This is a genomic window from Thauera sp., assembly GCF_047601425.1.
Taxonomy (GTDB): domain Bacteria; phylum Pseudomonadota; class Gammaproteobacteria; order Burkholderiales; family Rhodocyclaceae; genus Thauera.
The window spans coordinates 2554999-2575427 of record NZ_JASGJL010000001.1 but is presented as its reverse complement, the minus strand read 5'-3'; the positions used below and the strand labels follow the sequence as shown (position 1 = coordinate 2575427).

19 protein-coding genes, 1 other RNA gene and 1 pseudogene are annotated in these 20429 nt (G+C 66.9%); 5 read left to right on the top strand and 16 right to left on the bottom strand.

From position 1 onward, the window contains the following. Positions 1-168: 168 nt before the first annotated feature. From QM748_RS12535 to QM748_RS12475, 13 genes and pseudogenes are all read right to left on the bottom strand, one after another. A pseudogene (locus QM748_RS12535) lies at positions 169-1099 on the bottom strand (CysB family HTH-type transcriptional regulator). Beyond that, the gene (locus QM748_RS12530; RefSeq protein WP_415247267.1) at positions 1096-2196 is read right to left on the bottom strand and encodes a sulfate/molybdate ABC transporter ATP-binding protein; all 1101 of its coding nucleotides are present in this window, start codon (positions 2194-2196) and stop codon (positions 1096-1098) included. The pseudogene QM748_RS12535 and the gene QM748_RS12530 overlap by 4 nt, the downstream one beginning before the upstream one ends. Continuing rightward, entirely contained in the window at positions 2193-3092 is a 900-nt protein-coding gene (gene cysW, locus QM748_RS12525; protein ID WP_263460742.1) for a sulfate ABC transporter permease subunit CysW, read from the bottom strand. The genes QM748_RS12530 and cysW overlap by 4 nt, the downstream gene beginning before the upstream one ends. Next, the gene (gene cysT / locus QM748_RS12520; RefSeq protein WP_415247266.1) at positions 3092-3928 is read right to left on the bottom strand and encodes a sulfate ABC transporter permease subunit CysT; all 837 of its coding nucleotides are present in this window, start codon (positions 3926-3928) and stop codon (positions 3092-3094) included. Before cysT ends, cysW begins: the two co-directional genes overlap by 1 nt. Positions 3929-4225: 297 nt before the next feature. Next, complete coding sequence (locus QM748_RS12515; RefSeq protein ID WP_415247265.1) at positions 4226-5020, bottom strand: MetQ/NlpA family ABC transporter substrate-binding protein; 795 nt, start codon at positions 5018-5020, stop codon at positions 4226-4228. A gap of 37 nt (positions 5021-5057) precedes the next feature. Next, on the bottom strand, positions 5058-5735 hold the full coding sequence (locus tag QM748_RS12510; RefSeq protein WP_415247264.1) for a methionine ABC transporter permease: 678 nt from the start codon (positions 5733-5735) through the stop codon (positions 5058-5060). Next, positions 5732-6757, bottom strand: a complete 1026-nt coding sequence (locus QM748_RS12505) for a methionine ABC transporter ATP-binding protein (RefSeq protein WP_415247263.1) — start codon at positions 6755-6757, stop codon at positions 5732-5734. Before QM748_RS12505 ends, QM748_RS12510 begins: the two co-directional genes overlap by 4 nt. Positions 6758-6870: 113 nt before the next feature. Then, positions 6871-7272: a hypothetical protein gene (locus tag QM748_RS12500; RefSeq protein ID WP_415247262.1), complete on the bottom strand. Its 402-nt coding sequence runs from the start codon at positions 7270-7272 to the stop codon at positions 6871-6873. A gap of 34 nt (positions 7273-7306) precedes the next feature. Beyond that, complete coding sequence (locus tag QM748_RS12495; protein WP_415247261.1) at positions 7307-8524, bottom strand: hypothetical protein; 1218 nt, start codon at positions 8522-8524, stop codon at positions 7307-7309. Continuing rightward, the gene (locus QM748_RS12490; protein ID WP_415247260.1) at positions 8521-10971 is read right to left on the bottom strand and encodes an EAL domain-containing protein; all 2451 of its coding nucleotides are present in this window, start codon (positions 10969-10971) and stop codon (positions 8521-8523) included. Before QM748_RS12490 ends, QM748_RS12495 begins: the two co-directional genes overlap by 4 nt. Positions 10972-11033: 62 nt before the next feature. Further along, entirely contained in the window at positions 11034-12416 is a 1383-nt protein-coding gene (locus QM748_RS12485; protein ID WP_415247259.1) for a malonyl-CoA decarboxylase, read from the bottom strand. Between the two features lie 134 nt (positions 12417-12550). Beyond that, positions 12551-13336 carry a prolipoprotein diacylglyceryl transferase gene (lgt, locus tag QM748_RS12480; protein WP_415247258.1) on the bottom strand — a complete coding sequence of 262 codons (786 nt, stop codon included), beginning with the start codon at positions 13334-13336 and terminating at the stop codon, positions 12551-12553. A 29-nt stretch (positions 13337-13365) separates the two neighbouring features. Then, on the bottom strand, positions 13366-14085 hold the full coding sequence (locus QM748_RS12475) for a YceH family protein (protein ID WP_415247257.1): 720 nt from the start codon (positions 14083-14085) through the stop codon (positions 13366-13368). Positions 14086-14183: 98 nt separating this feature from the next. On the opposite strand from QM748_RS12475, the gene ilvD reads away from it, so the two are divergent. The 5 genes from ilvD (at position 14184) to QM748_RS12450 (ending at position 17688) form a co-directional block, all read left to right on the top strand. Continuing rightward, on the top strand, positions 14184-16034 hold the full coding sequence (gene ilvD, locus QM748_RS12470; protein WP_415247256.1) for a dihydroxy-acid dehydratase: 1851 nt from the start codon (positions 14184-14186) through the stop codon (positions 16032-16034). Between the two features lie 36 nt (positions 16035-16070). Further along, the gene (locus tag QM748_RS12465) at positions 16071-16265 is read left to right on the top strand and encodes a hypothetical protein (RefSeq protein WP_415247255.1); all 195 of its coding nucleotides are present in this window, start codon (positions 16071-16073) and stop codon (positions 16263-16265) included. Positions 16266-16275: 10 nt separating this feature from the next. Further along, positions 16276-16572, top strand: coding sequence for a cell division protein ZapA (locus tag QM748_RS12460; protein WP_341643510.1), 297 nt, complete (start codon positions 16276-16278; stop codon positions 16570-16572). 25 nt (positions 16573-16597) lie between these two features. Continuing rightward, positions 16598-16780, top strand: a non-coding RNA gene (ssrS, locus tag QM748_RS12455) — 6S RNA. Between the two features lie 101 nt (positions 16781-16881). After that, positions 16882-17688 carry a sulfite exporter TauE/SafE family protein gene (locus tag QM748_RS12450; protein WP_415247254.1) on the top strand — a complete coding sequence of 269 codons (807 nt, stop codon included), beginning with the start codon at positions 16882-16884 and terminating at the stop codon, positions 17686-17688. Positions 17689-17724: 36 nt separating this feature from the next. Here QM748_RS12450 and QM748_RS12445 read toward each other — a convergent pair whose 3' ends face one another. From QM748_RS12445 to QM748_RS12435, 3 genes are all read right to left on the bottom strand, one after another. Next, a complete protein-coding gene (locus QM748_RS12445) occupies positions 17725-18669 on the bottom strand; it encodes a metal ABC transporter solute-binding protein, Zn/Mn family (RefSeq protein ID WP_415247253.1) in 945 nt (314 codons plus the stop codon). A 21-nt stretch (positions 18670-18690) separates the two neighbouring features. Then, positions 18691-19515: a metal ABC transporter permease gene (locus QM748_RS12440; RefSeq protein ID WP_415248066.1), complete on the bottom strand. Its 825-nt coding sequence runs from the start codon at positions 19513-19515 to the stop codon at positions 18691-18693. Positions 19516-19594: 79 nt separating this feature from the next. Continuing rightward, positions 19595-20428 carry a metal ABC transporter ATP-binding protein gene (locus QM748_RS12435; RefSeq protein WP_415247252.1) on the bottom strand — a complete coding sequence of 278 codons (834 nt, stop codon included), beginning with the start codon at positions 20426-20428 and terminating at the stop codon, positions 19595-19597. Position 20429 lies beyond the last annotated feature (1 nt).

Sequence of the window (20429 nt, the reverse complement as noted above, 5' to 3'; positions counted from 1 at the left end):
TTCGACACGCCGGCTTGATTCGGCTGCCTTGGTGTGGCTGCCGTCGGTCACGGGGGTGTGTCCCTAGCGGTTTCGCGCCGCGCGCACTGCGGAGGAGGATGGGCCATGGGCGCCGTCGAGGGCAACGGCCATGGTTCCCGGCGAAAGGCTGGCCGAATGAATGTCCGGCTATACGTTGGTGCCGCTGACCGTGCTGGCGACGACGGCTTCGGTCAGCTCCGGCGCGCACAGCTCGATGAAGCGATAGGCGAAGCCGCGCAGGTAGTGGCCGCGGCGGACGGCGATGCGGGTGATGTTCTCGGCGAACAGCCCGTCGCTGCTGAGCTTGCGCAGCCCGGGGTCGCGTTCCGGGCTGAAGGCCATCGACGCCAGGATGCCGACGCCCAGGCCGAGTTCGACATAGGTCTTGATCACGTCGGCGTCGAGCGCGGACATCACCACTTCGGGTTTCAGGCCGGCGGCGGCGAAGGTCTTGTCGATGCGGGTACGGCCGGTGAAGCCTTCGTGGTAGGTGATGACCGGGTATTCGGTGATCGCTTCCAGCGTCAGCGGCCGGACCGCTTCGAGCGGATGGCCTGCCGGCACCACCACCGCGTGCTGCCAGCCGTAGTAGGGGAAGGTCGCGAGTTCGGGAATTTCGGCAAGCGCTTCGGTGGCGACGCCGACGTCGGCTTCGCCGTCGAGCAGCATCTGCACGATCTCGTCCGGGCTGCCCTGGTGCAGCCGCAGATGGACCTTGGGAAAGGCCTGCTTGAAGGCGGCGACGATCTTCGGCAGCGCGTAGCGCGCCTGGGTGTGGGTGGTGGCGACCGTCGAACTGGCCTTCATCGACGTTGCTGTACTGCTCGGCGAGGCGCTTGATGTTGGCGGCGTCGAGCAGCATGCGCTCGACCACCACCACCAGCTCCTTGCCCGGCGCGGTGAGGCCGAGCAGGCGCTTGCCCTTGCGCGTGAACAGTTCGACGCCGAGCTCGTCCTCCAGATCCTTGATGTGCTTCGACACGCCCGACTGCGAGGTGAACAGCGCATTCGCCACCTCGGTCAGGTTGAAACCGCGCCTCACCGTCTCGCGGATGATGCGCAATTGCTGGAAGTTCATTTCCGCGCTCCCGCCGCGGCATTCGCCGCATGCCCTTGTTCGAAGATGCTGAGGCGGGAGGGTAGCAGGCGGACGGCCTGTCCTTCTTCCAGCGTGAGCTCGGCGGCGCGCTCGCGGGTGAGCTCGACCTCGAAATGCTGGCCGGTGGCGCCGTTCAGGCCGTCGAGTTCGATACGGGCGGTGACACCGAAGGACAGCACGCGGCTGACCCGCGCGGCGATGCCTTGGCCCGCGTCGGCGCCGACGACGATGTCCAGTTCGTGCGGGCGGGCGAAGGCCACGACTTCCGCGCCTTGGCCGAAGTTGTCCGCCGCGTGGGCCAGGTGGTCGTCGCCGACACGCAGGCCTTCGCCTTCGACGCGGCCGTGGAAGAAGTTGACCGCGCCGAGAAAGCCATACACGAACGGCGTGGCCGGATGGCGATAGACTTCTTCCGGGGTGCCGATCTGTTCGACGTGGCCGTGGTTCATCAGCACCACGCGGTCGGCGACTTCCAGCGCCTCTTCCTGGTCGTGGGTGACGAAGATCGAGGTGATGTGCAGGTCGTCGTGCAGCTTGCGCAGCCAGCGCCGCAGTTCCTTGCGCACCTTGGCGTCGAGCGCGCCGAAAGGCTCGTCGAGCAGTAGCACGCGCGGCTCCACCGCCAGCGCGCGGGCCAGTGCGATGCGCTGGCGCTGGCCGCCGGAAAGCTGCGACGGGAAGCGGTCGGCCAGCCAGTCGAGTTGCACCAGGTTCAGCAACTCGTGCACCTTCTCTGCGATCTGCTTCTCGGACGGGCGCTCGCGGCGCGGCTTCATGCGGATGCCGAAGGCGACGTTGTCGAATACCGTCATGTGGCGGAACAGCGCGTAGTGCTGGAACACGAAGCCGACCTGGCGGTCGCGCACGTGGGTGTCCGAGGCGTCCTCGCCTTCCAGCAGCACCTGGCCGCCGTCGGCCTGTTCGAGGCCGGCGATGATGCGCAGCAGCGTGGTCTTGCCGCAGCCCGAGGGGCCGAGCAGGGCGACCAGCTCGCCGGTCGGGAAGTCGAGCGAGATGTCGTCCAGCGCGGTGAAGGCGCCGAACTGCTTGCGGATGTTGCGTACCTGGATGCTCATGATGCGTCGTCCTGTGAATTGCGCCAGGCTGCGGCGGCGCGGTGTTCGACCCAGGTCTTGATGCCCAGGGTCACCAGCGCCAGCAGGGCCAGCAGCGAGGCCACCGCGAAGGCTGCGGCGAACTGGTATTCGTTGTAGAGAATCTCGACGTGCAGCGGCAGGGTGTTGGTCTCGCCGCGGATGTGGCCGGAGACCACCGACACCGCGCCGAACTCGCCCATCGCCCGCGCGTTGGTCAGGATCACGCCGTACAGCAGGCCCCACTTGATGTTGGGCAGGGTCACGTGCCAGAAGGTCTGCAGGCCGTTGGCGCCGAGCACGATCGCCGCCTCTTCCTCTTCCTTGCCTTGCGCCTGCATCAGCGGGATCAACTCGCGGGCGATGAAGGGGAAGGTGACGAACACGGTGGCGAGCACGATGCCCGGCACGGCGAAGATGATCTTGATGTCGTGTTCCGACAGCCACGGCCCGAACCAGCCCTGGGCGCCGAACACCAGCACGTAGATCAGGCCGGCGATGACCGGCGACACCGAGAACGGCAGGTCGATCAGCGTGATCAGGAAGTGCTTGCCGCGGAACTCGAACTTGGCGATCGCCCAGGCCGCGCAGACGCCGAACACCAGGTTCAGCGGCAGCGCGATGGCGGCCGCGAGCAGGGTCAGGCGCAGGGCCGACAGCGCGTCCGGATCGACCAGCGCGGTGGCGTAGGTTTCCCAGCCCTTGCGCAGCGCCTCGACGAACACCGCGATCAGCGGCATCAGCAGGAACACGGCGAAGAAGCTGAGCGCGGTGCCCAGGATCAGCCACTTCACCAGCGGCGTCTCGCGCGTGGCGGCGCGGCTCTCGAAGCGGGCGGCCTGGTCGCCGCCCAGGTGCATGGTGGTGGCGGCGGCCATCAGCGGTCCCTCCCGGTACGTTTCGCCGTCCATGCCTGCAGGCCGTTGATGACGAGCAGCAGGATGAAGGACAGGATCAGCATCACGGCGGCGATCGCCGTGGCGCCGGTGTAGTCGTATTGCTCCAGCTTGGTGATGATCATCAGCGGGGTGATCTCGGACACCATCGGGATGTTGCCGGCGATGAAGATCACCGAGCCGTATTCACCCACGGCGCGGGCGAAGGCGAGGGCGAAGCCGGTCATCAGCGCCGGCAGCAGGATCGGCAGGATGACGTGGCGGAAGGTCTGCCAGCGCCGGGCGCCGAGGCTGGTGGCGGCTTCTTCCAGTTCGGTGTCGAGGTCTTCGAGGATCGGCTGCACGGTACGCACGACGAAGGGCAGGCCGATGAACACCAGCGCCACCAGCACGCCGAGCGGGGTGAACGCGACCTTGATGCCGAACACGTCGAGGTACTGGCCGAGCCAGCCGTTCTTGGCATACAGCGCGGTCAGCGAGATGCCGGCCACCGCGGTCGGCAGGGCGAATGGCAGGTCCACCAGGGCGTCGATCAGCTTCTTGCCGGGAAAGCTGTAGCGAACCAGCGCCCAGGCCAGCATCAGCCCGAACACCGCGTTGATCGCGGCGGCGAGCAGCGAGGTGCCGAAGGACAGCTTGTACGAGGCGAGCACGCGCGGCGCGGTGACGACGTTCCAGAATTCGCCGAAGCTCAGTTCGGCGGTCTTCAGGAACACCGCGGCGAGCGGGATCAGCACGATCAGCGACAGGTAGCCGAGGGTGTAGCCGAGCGTCAGGTTGAAGCCCGGCAGCACGCGGAAAGTCTTGGCGGCCGACATCAGCGTGCCGCCGCAGGCGTGTGGGGACTTCGGCCGGCGCCAGGGGCAGGCTCAGCAGCCAGGCCGTCCATCAGGCCGGCAGCGGGCGGGAGGGAAGGGGAAAGCGCTGCCAAGGCCCGCGTCGGCAGGCCAGGGGGAGAAGCCGGGAACGGCATGATGATGACTCCAGCAAGTAATGGCTGGGGAGTTTACAAGTGCCGTAATCGGGCAAAAAATAATAAAAACCGAATTCGATATGAAGATTTGTGCTTTAGGAAGGCCTGGCCCCCTCAGAGGAGGGCCAGGCCATCGCCAGCATCAGAAGGCCGGTACGATCGCGCCCTGGTACTTGTCGGCGATGAACTGCCGCACTTCGGGCGAGGTCAGCGCCGCCGCCAGCTTCTTCATCGCCGGGCTGTCGGCATTGTCTTCGCGGCCCACCAGCAGGTTGGCGTAGGGCGAGCTGGCGTCCTCGATGAACAGCGAGTCGGTGAGCGGGTTCAGCTTGGCCTGGATCGCGTAGTTGGTGTTGATCAGCGCCAGGTCGACCTGATTCAGGATGCGCGGCAGCGTGGCGGCTTCCAGCTCGCGGAACTTCAGCTTCTTCGGGTTGGCGGTGATGTCGCGGGTGGTGGCGATGACGTTGCCGGGATCCTTCAGCGTGATCGTGCCCTGCCTGGCCAGCAGCAGCAGGGCGCGGCCGGAGTTGGAGGGGTCGTTCGGCAGTGCGACGGTGCCGCCTTCGGGCAGGTCGGCGAGCGTCTTGTGCTTGGTCGAGTAGCCGGCGAAGGGCTCGACATGCACCTTGGTGACGACGACCTGGATGTCGTTCTTCTGCTTCTTCTTGAACTCGTCGAGGTAGGGGCCGTGCAGGAAGAAGTTGCCGTCCACCCGCTTCTCGTTGGTCTGCATCGACGGCTGCACGTAGTCGGTGAAGACCTTGACTTCGAGCTCCACGCCTTCCCTGGCCAGCATCGGCTTGACGAATTCGAGCAGTTCGGCGTGCGGCACCGGCGTGGCGGCGATGACCAGCTTGTCGGCGGCGTGGGCGGAGGCGGTGAAGGCAAGGGCGCCGACAGCGGCGCACAGCAGTTTGCGAAGGGTGAAGGACATGTGGGGCTCCGGGGTTGTTGGGTCCAGTCGATGTTTTTTACTTGCGGCTGAAATGCAGCACGAGGCGGTCGCCGGCGTACTGGATGAGCTGCACCAGCACCACCAGCAGGGCGACGGTGATCACCATCACTTCGGTCTGGAAGCGCTGGTAGCCGAAGCGGATGGCGAGATCGCCGAGGCCGCCGCCGCCGATCACGCCGGACATCGCCGCGTAGGATATCAGGGTGATCGCGGTCACCGTGGTGGCGGCGAGCAGGCCGGGCAGGGCTTCGGGCAGCAGCGCGCCGAAGATGATGCGATGGGTGCGGATGCCCATCGCCTGGCAGGCCTCGATGACGCCGCGGTCCACCTCGCGCAGCACGTTTTCCACCAGGCGGGCGAAGAAGGGCGAGGTGGCCACCACCAGCGGCGGGATCGCGCCTTCGACGCCGAGCGAAGTGCCGATCAGGATCACGGTCACCGGGATCATCACAATCAGCAGGATCAGGAAGGGCACCGAGCGCAGCACGTTGGCGACGAAGGACAGCACCCGGTACAGCGCGCGCTGTTCCAGCAACTGCCCCTGCGAGGTGACGAACAGCAGGATGCCGAGCGGCAGGCCGATCAGCACAGTGAAGAACAGCGACACGCCGGTCATCACCAGGGTTTCCCAGGTGGCGAGGGCGATGTCGCCCCATTCGATGCTGCTCCACTCGATCATCGACAGGTCGATCATTGCAGCACCTCGTGATGGATGTGGTGGCGGTCCAGTTCGGCGAATACGCGGCGGACGTCCTCGTCGCTGCCTTCGAGTTCGAGCAGCAGCTGGCCGAAAGGCAGGTCCTTGATGCTCGACACTTCGCCCTGCAGGATGGTGAAGCGCACCGCGCTGGCGGCCATGATGTCGCTCAGGACGGGCTGGTAGGTGACGTCGCCGACGTAGGTCAGGCGCACCAGGGTACCGCGCAGCTTGTCCTGGGCGAAGGCGTGGGTCGGGTCGAGCATCGCCGCGGTCAGCGGATCGTCCTGCGCCACCATGCTGCGGGTGACCGGATGCCGCGGGTGCAGGAAGACGTCCGCGACCTTGCCGCTTTCGACGATGCGGCCGCCGTCGATGACCGCGACGCGGTCGCACAATGTGCGGATGACCTGCATCTCGTGGGTGATCAGCACGATCGTGAGGCCGAGCCGGCGGTTGATGTCGAGCAGCAGGCGCAGGATGGACTGGGTGGTCTCGGGATCGAGCGCGGAAGTCGCTTCGTCGCACAGCAGCAATTGCGGCCGGCTGGCCAGCGCCCGTGCGATGCCGACGCGCTGCTTCTGGCCGCCGGACAGCTGCGCCGGATATTTGTTGGCGTGTTCGCTGAGGCCGACCAGGTCCAGCAGCTCGGCCACGCGTTCGGCGCGCTGGGCGGCAGTCAGGTCGCTGGTGCAGCGCAGCGGCCAGTCGATGTTGGCTGCCACGGTCTTGGCGTTGAGCAGGTTGAAATGCTGGAAGATCATGCCGATGCGCTGGCGCAGCTTATGCAGGCGCTGGCGGTCGAAGCCGGTGATGTCCTCGCCGTCGATCAGCACGCGGCCCGAGCTCGGCCGTTCGAGCAGGTTCAGGCTGCGCAGCAGGGTGCTCTTGCCGGCGCCGGAGCGGCCGATGATGCCGAAGATCTCGCCCTTGCCTATTTCGAGGTCAACGCCGTCCAGCGCGCTGACTTCCCGGCCTTTGACGAGGTAGGTCTTGCCGAGTCGTTCGATTCTGATCACGGAGATGGCTGCCGCGGCGGAGCCGGGCGCAAAAACGCGGAGTGTATCAATCCGTCTTCAGCGGCACCATCCGTGCTGTCCGGCCAGCCTGTCCAGCCGATGCAGATGCCGCCCTATTCGAGTCGCAACAGGATGCGCAGGCTCGGATCCTTGGCGTAGCGTGCCGGGAGATAGCCGATGGCGCTCGGGTTCTCGAGCAGCAGGCGGCGGACCTCGTCGGCGTTGGCTGCCTCTTTCGGCGGCAGGGCTCGTCCGGTGAATACCATGCGCGACCAGTAGGCCCGGATCTGGCTGGGGTTCTTGCTGGTCAGGAGCAGGTAGAAGTGGTCGCGGTCCTCGCTGGGGGGGAGGTCCAGCAGCAGGGGAACGCTGCTGGCGAGTGCGGCACGGCGGCCCAGGTAGAGCTGCTCCGCTTCGTCACGGCTCAGCTTTTCGATAGGGCTGTCGAGTGACGTGACGATGAGAATGGCCTCCGCGCGTGCCTGTGGAACACACAGGGCAAACAGGATCGTCATAAGAACGATCCAGTGCCGAGAGAGATGGAATCGATCAGAAGACGACATCGATCGACAGGCTCAAGGTGTTGACGGTGCGGCCGCTGACACGGGTTAACAGGATGTCCCTTGTCGGTTGGAAGCTTCCCCATCCGTTACGGTCGATGTAATTGCGGGCCAGTTCGATCTTCATCGCTGCATTGGTATGCAGATCCCAGCGCAGGCCCGCGGCGATGCTGCGCTGGCTGGTATTGCGCGAAACGTTGAAGGCTTCGACGAACGAAGCCACGGGGGGAGGCAGCAAGGCTTCGCTCAGTTGCCGGTCGACGATCCGGCTGTCCTGCCGGCTGCGGGCGACCTTGACGTAGGGAGTGACCGGACCGAGGTGCCGCCCCGCAGTCAGATGCCAGCCATGGGCACTGTTCACGAAGGCTGATGAACGGCGCACCGCGTATTCGCCGATCAGCAGCCAGCGGTTGTCGTCCCAGTGGAAGCCGGCGGATGTGAAGGATTCGGATGCCCCCTTGCCGTGCATTTCGGCAAGGATGCGCTTGCCTTGCGGCAGGGTGTTCAGGACGTTCTGCAGCAGGTCGAATTCGCGGTCTCCCCAGTGCAGATCGAGGCTTGCCCGGGAATAGCCGAAGTGCAGCGTCAGCGAGCCGCTGGACAGCCCGATGTTCAGGCCGCGCAGCCGTGACAGCGAGGCGCGGCCGAATTCCATGATATCGACCCGGCTGCGGCCGAAATACGGGTGCAGCTCCAGATCCAGGCTTCCGATCCGCGTCCGGTAGAGGAGGTCGATGCCGTCGAGGTCGGCAAAGGGGTTGAGCGAATAGACCTCGTTCGGCGGGCGCCCCCACGGGTGTGCGTAATTGATGTCGAAGGAATCCGACAGCATGAAGGCCGGCACGCGCAGGCGTCCGGCGCGCAGCGTGAGTTCCGGCGTGGGGGCGAAGCTGATGAAGGCGAGCGACGCCCGGGGATTGTAGTCGTTGGTGGGGGTGCGGCGGGTCAGGACCTGGACGACGGCCTCGGTGCTGCCGCTGAACCTGAAATTGCCTTGCGCGCCCAGGACGGAGTCGGAACCGAAGTTGAGCCTGTCGGTACCGGGGTTGTCGATGCCCATGCGGAGGAACTGGAGATCCTTCTCCTGCGACACCACGGCGCCGAGGGTGGCGAAGCCCGAGAATGTGACGGCTTCGATGTCTGCCGCGGCCGGGCCGGCGGCAAGCGCCGTGGCCATGGCGAGGATGAAGGCGGTCAGTCTGTTCATGATGTGGTGGCCTTCGCCGATTCCTGCTCCAGCCACTGCAGGGTCTGGTCGCGATTCAGCGGATGGGAGAAGTAATAGCCTTGCCCGTAGTCGCAGCCCAGCTCACGCAGGACTTCGAACTGATGGGCGTCCTCGATGCATTCGGCGACGACGGTCATGCCGAGATCGTGGGCGAGCTCGATGCTGCGCCGGACGATCGCCCTCAGGCGGTGGTCTTCGGTGATCGAGCTGACGAAGGAGCCGTCGAGCTTGACCTGGTTGCAGGGCATCGTGTGCAGGTAGCTGAGGGTGGAATAACCGGTGCCGAAGTCGTCGATCAGGATCTCGATGCCGGCGTTGCGCAATTCCCGCAGGCTGCGGGTGGCAGGGCTGTCGGGGCGGGCGAGCAGGCTTTCGGTGACTTCGAAGCGGACCTGGTCATGCGGCAGGCCGTTGCGGTCGATGACCGCCAGCAGCTCGGTGGCGAGCGCCGGGCGGGCCAGCTGGCGTGCGGAGAGGTTGACGCTGACGCGCGCGCGCAGGCATTCGGGGCGGTTCTTCCAGTTGCGCATGTCCGAGCAGGCGATGCGCAGGACTTCCATGCCCAGATCGTGGATCAGGTCCAGGGTTTCGGCCAGCGGGATGAATTCGGACGGCGCCAGCAGGCCGTGCGTCCCATGCGGCCAGCGCACCAGCGCTTCGAAACTTGCGGTCCGCTGGTCCGAGAGGGTGACGATCGGCTGGTAGTGGACGGCCAGGCCGCCATGGGCGAGGGCCCAGCGCAGGTCGGATTCGAGCTGCAGGGCACGGACGGCCTGGGTGTGCATCGAGGCATGGAAGAACTCGATCGGCGAAGTCTCGCTCTGGCGTGCCTTGTGCAGGGCGTTGTCGGCGTCGCGCAGCATGGCCTGGGCATCCTCCTCGCCCTCGGCGTTGCTCAGGGCGATGCCGATCCGGCAGCGGGGGTGCAGGATGCGGTCGGCGGTCGGCACCGCGAACGACGGCAGCGCAATGAGCGTCTCGCTGATGCGCAGCGCATCGGCGGAGCTTGCCAGGTCGGTCAGCAGCACGGCGAACTGGTCGCCGCCGACGCGCGCGGCAACGTCCCCTTCCCGCAGTGAAGCCTTGATGTGGGCGGCGGCGCGGCGCAGCAGCTCGTCGCCGACGGCGTGCCCATAGCTGTCGTTCACCAGGCTGAAGCGCTCGAGGTTGATGGCGACGACCGCGATCATGTCCTCGCTGTCACGGCGGCGCTGGGCGAGCGCGTGGTTGACGTGCTCGATGAACAGCGCGCGGTTCGGCAGGCCGGTCAGACCGTCATGCAAGGCGTCATGGATGAGCTGCTCTTCCGCCCGCTTGCGCATGTCGATGTCGCTGATCGAGCCGGCCATGCGCGAGATCCGGGGCGTATTGCTGCGGCGGGCGACGCCGCGGGTCAGCACCCAGCGGTAGCTGCCGTCGGGCAGGCGGACGCGGTGCTCCATCATGAACTGCGCGCTGTCGCCCTTCAGGTGCTCGATCATGCGCTCGCGGTATTCAGTCTGTTCGTCGGGGTGGATGTAGCCGAGGAAGGCTTCAGGCGAAGAGGTGAGGCCGCCGGGCGGCAGGTCGAGGATTTCGCAGAAGCGGTCGGAGTAGTAGGCCGTGCCGGCGGGAATGTCCCAGTCCCACAGGCCGTCGTTGGCGCCGCGCATTGCCAGCGCGTGGCGTTCCTCGCTGATTCTGAGCCGTGATGCGGTGTCCTGAAGTTCGGCCACGCGGCGCTGCAGCGTGGCCGCCATGATGTTGAAGTGGCGCGAGATGACGGACAGTTCGTCATGGCCTTTTGACGGCACCCGGTGTTCGAGGTGGCCGTCGGCGATCGCCTTGCTGCCGGCGAGCAGCTGCCCCAGGTTGCGGGTGAGCAGATAGCCGATGGCCGACAGCAGCAGGAAGGTCAGCACGATCTCGGACAGTGCGATCGCCAGGCCCTGCTCGGTGATGGCGCGGCGGGCTGCCGCGAGGCCGGACACCGAGACGCCGAACTGCAGCAGGCCGACTTCGTTGCGCGGCAGCAGCAGGGGGTGGCGCACATGCACGATCTCGTTGCCGAGCACGCCCTCGAAAAAGCCGGTACGGATCACCGTGGGTTCGGGCAGGGTGTCGATGTCGGGCCGGCCCGCGCTGACAAGCGGTGTCTGGTTGGGTGCGACGATGCGCACGTAGACGAGGCCTTCGTTCGCGCCGAGCAGCAGTTCGCCGAGGATGTCCTGCAGTTCGTCGTAGCGCTGCTGTTCGCCGTAGGTCGTGGCCATCGCGTGCAGCATGCTCGAGTTCTGGCTGATGGTGGTGTCCAGGCTCGCCGACGCCGCGTTGTTCATCAGGCGCACGCTGTTGGCCAGCAGCAGGCTCAGCAGCACCATCTGCACGGTGGTGCTCGCCAGCAGCAGGCGGAAACGGATCGAAGCGTGTCGGAAACGGAGGAACATCAGGATCGTCCAGTGTCGCCGTGCGATGCAGAAGTCATGAGGTGGCGTGTCTTTGCCATGGTTCAGCGCCTCGCCTGGCGCTTGACGGTTGCCGAAGTGTCGATGCGGCCTTCGCTGGCGAAGGCCTCGAGGTTGGTTTCGATGCGGTCGGGGTCGTACAGGTAGTTGACCATCAGGCCCCAGGACTGCGAGATCCCCTTCGACGAGATGTCGGCCAGCCAGTTCAGCCGTTCGATGCGGGCGCCGTTGCCGAGGTGGAAGCGCGCCACGGCATCGACCGGCTTGCCGCCGCGCTTGGCTTCCAGCAGGTAGCGGGTGGCGATGCGCAGCAGCGGCTCGCGCAGTGCCTGAACGAGCCGGGGCTCGGCCGACCAGGCGTTGCCGCCTTCGAGCAGTTCGGCGAGCAGCGGCGAATCCGGACCTTCGACACCGACGGCGGCGAGGCGCTTCCAGTCGGCCGCGGTGAAGGCTTCCGCCAGTTCCTGCGGGTTGCGCTGGACCCAGCGCAGCAGGCCGGGGATGGGCGACAGCGTGGCGAAGGTGTTCAGGCGCGGGAAGTCGCGCTGCAGATCCTCGACCACGCGCTTGAGCAGGAAGTTGCCGAAGGAGACGCCGCGCAGGCCGGCCTGGGTGGCGCTGATCGAATAGAAGATGGCGGTGGTGGCCTTGCTGGCGTCGGCCAGCGGTGCCTCGATGTCGAGCAGGCGCTGGACGTCGTCGGCGAGCTCCTCCAGCAGCGCGACCTGGACGAAGATCAGCGGCTCGAGCGGCATCCGCGGATGGAAGAAGGCATAACAGCGGCGATCGGAGTCCAGGCGGTTCTTGAGGTCTTCCCACGAGCGGATTGCGTGCACCGCCTCGTACTTCACCAGCTTTTCGAGCAGCGCGGCGGGCGAGTTCCAGGTGATGCGCTGCAGTTCGAGGAAACCGACGTCGAACCAGGCCGACAGGCGGGCTTCGAGTTCGCGGTCGAGCGGCTTGAGCAGCGGGTCGTCAGCGACGAAGCGCAGCAGGTCGGCGCGCAGGTCGACGAGGAACTTGACGCCCTGCGGAATGGCGTTGAACTGGGTCAGTATGCGCAGCCGGCTCGAGCGCATCGCGGCGCGCAATTGCGCTTCGGCATCCCATTGCTCGGGGGTATTCACGGCGGCCTGGTAGGCGCGGTGCGCGGCTTCGACGCGCACCGGATCCGGCCCGAATTCCAGCGCGATCATGCGCAGGATGGCGCGGCGTCCGCTGTCGTCCAGGCGGAGATAGGCTTCGGCCAGGCGTGCGGCACGCTGGCGCGTCGAAATTTCGCCGCCACGGCCTTCTGCGCATTCATGGAGCTGGCTGCGGATCTTCTCCAGATCGCGTTCGGTGGGCTCCACCTGCTGTGCGCTGCGGCCGCTCATCAGCTGCCGCATGCGCGACAAGCTGCGTGACACGAGTCCGTTCCCCGCCATGTTGTCCCCGAATCGTTATGCCCGAATCAACAATCATAGCGTCTGATGCCATGTGAGCAGGGCAGTCGGTCGATTTTGTGAGGAATTATGTCACGGTGCTTGGCAAAGGGACGGTCGAGGATGAGGATGATGTGCTATGCGGAGCGACTTCGCGCTGCCAGCACCAGGCCGATGGCAATCATCGGCAGGCACAGCCATTGCGCAGTTGACAGGCCGAGCGACAGCGTGCCGAAGATGCCCGGGTCCGGTGTGCGGAAGAATTCCGCGGCGAAGCGCAGGCAGCCGTAGCCGATCAGGAACATCGCCGATACCGCCCGCAGCGGGCGCGGACTGGCCGAATACCACCACAGGAAGGCGAACAGCAGCAGGCCTTCGCCGAGCGCCTGGTAAATCTGGGAAGGATGGCGCGGCAGCGCATCGACCCAGGGAAAGACCATCGCCCACGGTAGTTCGCCGTCCACCGGGCGGCCCCACAGCTCGCCGTTGATGAAGTTGCCGATGCGCCCGGCGGCGAGGCCGGTCGGCACCAGCGGGGCGATGAAATCGGTCACCTGCCAGAAGGATTTGCCGTGGCGGCGGGCATAGAGCCACATCGCCGCCAGCACGCCGAGAAAGCCGCCGTGGAAGCTCATGCCGCCTTGCCAGATCGCGAGGATCTCGGCCGGATGCCGCAGGTAGTGGCCAGGCTGGAAGAACAGCACTTCGCCGAGCCGGCCGCCGATGATGACGCCGAGCACGCCGTACATCAGCAAGTCGTCGAGCATCTGCGTGTTCCAGCCCAGCTCCGGCCGGCGGCGCGCGTGGATGCGGCCGAGCACGATGAAAAGCGTGAAGGCGACCAGGTACATCAACCCATACCAGCGCACCGAGAGCGGGCCGAGGGAAAAGGCGATCGGGTTGAAGTGCGGGTGGGTCAGCATGGGGGTGAGGGGCGGGCCGGTGGAATGAGTCAGTCGAACTGCTGGCGGAAGGTGTCGAACTCGCGCCGCAGGCTGTCGAAGTCCTCACGCAGACGGCGGATCTCGTCCTCGAGTTCCGCGATGCGTCCGCGTCCGCCCGCGCTGCCGCTGCCCTGCTGGCTTTCGGCCATCTCGGCGACGGCGGCCTGGCCGCCGAGCAGGTGGGCGTGGCGGACTTCCTTGGTGCCGGGCGCGCGCGGCAGCGAAGTCACCAGCGGCGGGTATTTCTCCGCCAGGTGTTCCAGCACCGCGTCCACGGCGGAAATGTCGTCGAAGCGATGCAGGCGTTCGCAGCGCTGGCGCAGTTCGCCTGCGGTCTGGGCGCCGCGCAGCATCAGCGTCGCCAGCACCGCCTGCTCGGCCGGCGGCAGCGAATGGCGCAGGCGGACCAGGTGTTCGTACTTGGCGACACGGGCGCTGGGCTGGTCGCGGCGGGCGACCAAACGGCGGTCGATCAGGCGGTCGATGGCGGCCTGGGCCTCCACTTCGGACAGGCTCATCACCGGTTCGCGCGCGGTCAATTGGTTGCTGCCGGTGACGATGGCGTTGATCGACATCGGATAGGCGTCGGGGGTGACGAAGGCCTTCTCGATCAGCACGCCGAGGACACGGACCTCGATGGCGTCGAGGTCGAAGCCGGTGTCGGGGTCTGCATTGGCCTGGGGCGTGTCTGCGAGAGGGGCGGTGGCTGCGTTCTCGGGCACCGTCATGACGACTCCTGGCAAAAGGCGAGAGCCGGGATGATACGCATGCTTCGCTGCGCGCGTTAGAATCACATGCTTTACCGCAGAGTTTCCGGAGCGCCCCCATGCCCCAGTATCGTTCCCGCACATCCACCGCCGGCCGCAACATGGCGGGAGCCCGCGCCCTGTGGCGCGCGACCGGCATGAAGGATGACGATTTCACCAAGCCGATCATCGCCATCGCCAACAGCTTCACCCAGTTCGTGCCCGGCCACGTGCACCTGAAGGACCTGGGCCAGCTGGTCGCGCGCGAGATCGAGGCCGCGGGCGGCGTCGCCAAGGAATTCAACACCATCGCCGTCGATGACGGCATCGCCATGGGCCACGGCGGCATGCTGTATTCGCTGCCGTCGCGCGAGCTGATCGCCGACAGCGTCGAATACATGTGCAACGCCCACACCGCCGATGCGCTGGTGTGCATCTCGAACTGCGACAAGATCACCCCGGGCATGCTGATGGCCGCGCTGCGGCTGAACATCCCGGCGATCTTCGTCTCCGGCGGGCCGATGGAGGCGGGCAAGGTCAAGTGGGAAGCCAAGGTCATCTCGCTCGACTTGGTCGATGCGATGGTCAAGGCCGCCGACAAGAGCTGTTCGGACGAGGAAGTGGATGCGATCGAGCGTTCGGCCTGTCCGACCTGCGGCTCGTGCTCGGGCATGTTCACCGCCAACTCGATGAACTGCCTGACCGAGGCGCTCGGCCTGTCGCTGCCGGGCAACGGCACCACGCTGGCGACTCACGCCGACCGGGAACGCCTGTTCAAGGAAGCCGGCCGCCGTATCGTCGATCTCGCCCGCCGCTACTATGAACAGGACGACGCCTCGGTGCTGCCGCGCTCGATCGCGACTTTCGAGGCCTTCGAGAACGCGATGAGCCTGGATGTGGCGATGGGCGGCTCGACCAACACCGTGCTGCACCTGCTGGCGGCCGCGCGCGAGGCCGGGGTCGACTTCACGATGAAGGACATCGACCGCGTCAGCCGCCGCGTGCCCTGCCTGTCCAAGGTCGCGCCGGCCGTGGCCGACGTGCATATCGAGGACGTGCACCGCGCCGGCGGCATCATGTCCATCCTCGGCCAGCTCGACCGCGCCGGCCTGCTGCACACCAAGGTGCCGACTGTGCACAGCGCGACGATGGCCGAAGCGCTGGACAAGTGGGACATCACGCGCACCAGCGACGAAGCCGTGCATACCTTCTTCCGCGCCGCGCCGGGCGGCGTGCCGACCCAGGTCGCCTTCAGCCAGGACCGGCGCTGGAACGAACTCGACGCCGACCGCGAACGCGGCGTGATCCGCAGCAAGGAGCACGCCTTCACCGCCGACGGCGGCCTCGCGGTGCTGTACGGCAACATCGCCGAGAAGGGCTGCATCGTCAAGACGGCGGGTGTGGACGAGTCGATCTGGAAATTCACCGGCAAGGCGCGGGTGTATGAGAGCCAGGACGACGCGGTCGACGGCATCCTCGGCGAGCAGGTGCAGGCCGGCGACGTCGTCATCATCCGCTACGAAGGCCCGAAGGGCGGCCCCGGCATGCAGGAGATGCTGTACCCGACTTCCTACCTGAAGAGCCGCGGCCTCGGCAAGGAGTGCGCGCTGCTCACCGACGGCCGCTTCTCCGGCGGCACTTCCGGGCTGTCGATCGGCCACGCCTCGCCCGAAGCCGCCTGCGGCGGCGCGATCGCGCTGGTCGAGGACGGCGACACCATCGAGATCGACATTCCGAACCGCCGCATCCACCTGGCGATCGGCGATGCCGAGCTGGCAACCCGCCGCGCGGCGATGGAGGCGAAGGGCGCCGCGGCCTGGAAGCCGGCAAACCGTCAGCGCGTGGTCTCGGCGGCGCTGCAGGCCTACGCCGCGCTGACGACTTCGGCCGACACCGGCGCGGTGCGCGACGTCACCCAGGTCCAGCGCTGATTGACCGTTCCGAGGCCACTGTCTACGATCGGCACCATGGATAGCGAACTTGCTCAACTCGAAGCGCAGATCGAGGAACTGATCGGTCTGCACAACCGGCTCAAGGCCGACAACGTCGGCCTGCGTGGCCGTGTCGCCCAGCTCGATGCCGAGAACCGCCAGCTCGAAGCCAAGCTCAAGCTGGCGGTAGACCGCCTCGAAGCCCTGCTCGACAAACTCCCGGAGGCCTGAAAACGTGTCGATGGACCATCTGGACGTGATGCTGCTCGGAAAGGAGTACCGGGTTTCCTGCACGCCCGAGACGCGGGACGACCTGCTCGCCACCGTCGCCTACCTGGACGACAGGCTGCGCGAACTCGGCGGCAGGACCAACGCTTCCGGCGAGAAGCTGGCGGTCATGACCGCGCTCAACATCGCCCATGAATTCCTCCAGCATCAGCGTGGAAACGGGTTTGACATACCGGGTGCGAAGCGTAGAATCGGACTCATGAAAGCACGCCTCGACGGGGTGCTGGCCCAGCAGGAAAAACTGTTCTGAGGGCGCTTCATACGCAACATCGATCAATCCCCTGCAGTGTTCGTTGAAGTCGTAGATTCCTTGAACCAATAGTCGAGAGACTCGGTTGCTGACCGTCAAGGCCGCTGGTGTGAACGCCCCTTGCGGGTGATCCTGAAGCGGAAGGGATGCGACCTCCCTGAACCCATGGTTCAGGATGCCCGGCGGAAACGGCACAGGCGGGGGGCCAGACAAAAGGCGCAGCCATCGCGGTTGCGCCTTTTTCGCTTTTCCGCCGCCGGGGTCGGGTACTGGCCGTGGGGACGCACGACACATGACGGATCGTTCAGCATGACTTTCGATATCTGGTGGCTCACTTATCCCGTGCTTGGTGCGGTCGTCGGCTTCTTCGCCGGCCTGCTCGGCGTCGGCGGCGGCGGCATCATGGTGCCGATGCTGACCACGCTGTTCCTCGCCCAGGGGTTTCCGCACGAGCAGGTGGTGCATATGGCACTGGGTACCTCGATGGCCAGCATTGTGCTGACTTCGGTGTCCAGCCTGCGCGCGCACCAGTCGCACGGCGCGGTGCGCTGGGACGTGGTACGCACGATCACGCCCGGCATCCTGGTCGGCACCTTCTGCGCCACTTTCATCGCTTCGCGGGTGAATACGGCGGCGCTGGCGATCTTCTTCGCCGTGTTCATGGCCTACGTGTCGATCCAGATGCTGCTCAACATCAAGCCCAAGCCCAGCCGCGACCTGCCCGGCCCGCTCGGCATGACGGGCGTCGGGCTGGGGATCGGCGGCATTTCGGCACTGGTCGCGATCGGCGGCGGCTCGCTGTCGGTGCCCTTCATGACCTGGTGCAACGTCAAGGTGCAGAACGCGATCGGCACTTCGGCCGCGATCGGCCTGCCGATCGCGCTGGCCGGCACGGTCGGCTATCTCGTCAACGGCTGGAACGTGCCCGGCACGCCGCCGCTGAGCTTCGGCTACATTTACCTGCCGGCATTCGTCATGGTGTCGCTGGTCAGCATGTGGGTGGCGCCGGTCGGCGCCACCCTGGCGCACAAGCTGCCGGTGGCGACGCTGAAGAAGATCTTCGCCGGCGTGCTGATGGCGCTGTGCGCCAAGATGCTGCACAGCATCTTCGGCTGAAGCCCCGCAGTTCGCTTCAGCCTGCGCTCAGGAGGCTTACGGTGCTGACAGCGCCTCGTGCAGCACCTTGAAGTTGCTGCGCATCATCGACAGGTAGTCCGGCGCCGGGCCGCCGGCGGCCGACAGCGCATCCGAATACAGCGTGCCGCCGATGCGCGTGCCGCTTTCGGCGCGGATGCGCTCGATGAGGCGCGCATCGGCGATGTTCTCGATGAACACCGCGGGAATCTTCTCTGCCTTCAACTGCGTGATCAGGCGGGCCACGCCCCTGGCCGTGGGTTCGGCATTGTTCGACACGCCCACCGGCGCCAGGAAGCGGATGCCGTAGGCCTTGCCGAAGTAGGCGAAGGCATCGTGCGAAGTGACGACCTTGCGGCGTTCGGCCGGCAGCGCGGCGAAGGCGGCGCGGATCTCGGCATCCAGCACCTTCAGTTCGCCCTGGTAGCGCTCCGCATTGGTCCGGTAGCTGTCGGCATGGGCCGGGTCGGCAGCAGCCAGGGCAGCGGCGATGTTCGCCACGTAGCGCTGGGCATTGCCGAGGTCCTGCCAGGCGTGCGGGTCGGCGCCGTGGCCATGGTCGTGATCGTGGCCGTGGTGATCATGATCGTGTTCGTCTTCCGCCATCTCGATCGTGTTCACGCCTTCGCTGGCAACGACGATGGTGCCCTTGTAGCCGCCTGAACGCGCCAGCCGCGCCATCCAGTCGTCGAAGCCGAGGCCGTTGACCACCACCAGCGCCGAACTGCCGATCTGACGTGCATCCGACGGCCGCGGCTGGAAGGCGTGGGCGTCCTCGTTGGCGCCGACCAGCGTGCGCACACGGACCCTGTCGCCGCCTACCTGACGCACCATGTCGCCCAGGATGCTGAAGCTGGCGCTGACTTCGAGCGGCTCGGCCCGTGCCAGGGTGCTGGACATGGGCAGTGTGCAGAGCGCAAGCAGGCCGGCGAGCCGGCGCAACGGGGGACGGAGAGCTTTCATGGCAGTGCCTCTGGTGCAGGGTCAGGATTCGAGGTGGTGGCGTACCGGCAGGCGGCCGACCAGCAGGCCGCCGGGTGCGGCGAGCAGCGAGACGAAATAGACCAGGCCGCACACCAGCACGATCGCCGGCCCGGCCGGTACGTCGGCATGGAAGGACAGCAGCAGGCCGGCCACGCCGCTGCCGAAGGCGAACAGCACCGCCAGCAGCAGCAGCGCCGGCAGCCCGCGCGCCCACAGGCGTGCCGCGGCCGAAGGCAGGATCATGATGCCGACCGCCATCAGCGTGCCGAGCGCATGGAAGCCGCTGACCAGGTTCAATACCACCAGCATCAGGAAACCGTAGTGGGCCACCGGCGACCAGCGGCTGATACCGCGCAGGAAGGCGGGATCGAAGCACTCCATCACCAGCGGCCGGAACAGCACCGCGAGGCAGAACAGCGTGACGCTGGCGATGGAGGCGATCAGCAGCAGCGAGCCGTCGTCGAGCGCCAGCACCGAGCCGAACAGCACGTGCAGCAGGTCGAGGTTGCGGCCGCGCAGCGACACGATCATGACCCCGGCCGCCAGCGACAGCAGGTAGAAGGCGGCGAGGCTGGCGTCCTCCTTCAGCACCGAGGCGCGCGTCACCAGGCCGGCCGCCAGCACCACGACGATGCCGGCGACGATGCCGCCGATCGTCATCGCGCCGAGCGACAGGCCGAAGGCCAGGTAGCCGAGCGCGGCACCGGGCAGGATGGCGTGGCTCATGGCGTCGCCCATCAGGCTCATGCGGCGCAGCAGCAGGAAGACGCCGACCGGCGTGGCGCCGAGCGCCAGCGCCAGGCAGCCGGCCAGGGCGCGGCGCATGAAGGCGAAGTCGGTGAAGGGAGCGAGCAGGAATTCGGTCACGATGGAAGAGGGTTGTTGGCCGTGCAGCGGCGATGGATCAGTGCCGGTGGGATGCGTGGTCGTGGTGATGCGCGTGGTCGTGGGCGTGCGGTCCGGCGTCAGAAGGCATGGCCTGGGCCGGCTGCTCGATGTGACACTCCGGCGCGTCCTCGTCGAAGGCCTCGGACAGGCGGCGCGCGCGCGCCAGCATCTCCGGCGTCAGCACCTGGGCGGTGGGGCCGAAGGCGACGGGTTCGCGCGACAGCAGCAGGCAGGTGGGGAAATGGCGGCGGACCTGCTCGAAATCATGCACCACGGTCAGCACCGTGCGGCCTTCGCGGTGCCAGCCGAGGATGAGCTGCACCAGGTCGTCCACGGTGCGGCTGTCGATGGCGGCGAAGGGTTCGTCGAGCAGGATCAGCGGCGCGTCCTGCAGTATCAGGCGGGCGAAGCGGGCGCGCTGCAGCTGGCCGCCCGACAGCGAGCCGATCGGGCGGGATTCGAAGCCGGCCATGCCGACCGCCGCCAGCGCCTCGCGTACCCGCTGGCGCTGCTGGCGCGACAGTCCGCCGAAAGCGCCGATTTCGCGCCAAAGGCCCATCGCGACGACGTCGAACACCGATACCGGGAAACTGTGGTCGATCTCGCCGCGCTGCGGCAGATAGGCCAGTGCGCCCGGCGGAAGGCCGGGCATCAGGATGCGGCCGCCGATCGGCCGCAGCTCGCCGGCGATGCCCTTCAGCAGGGTTGATTTGCCGGCGCCGTTGGGGCCGATGACGGCGACCAGGGCGCCGGCGGGAATGTCGCCGCTCAGGTGATGCACCGCCGGATGGCGGTCGTAGCCGAGCGTCAGGTTCTCGATGCGGATCAGCGGGGGCGGAGCGGGCTGCATG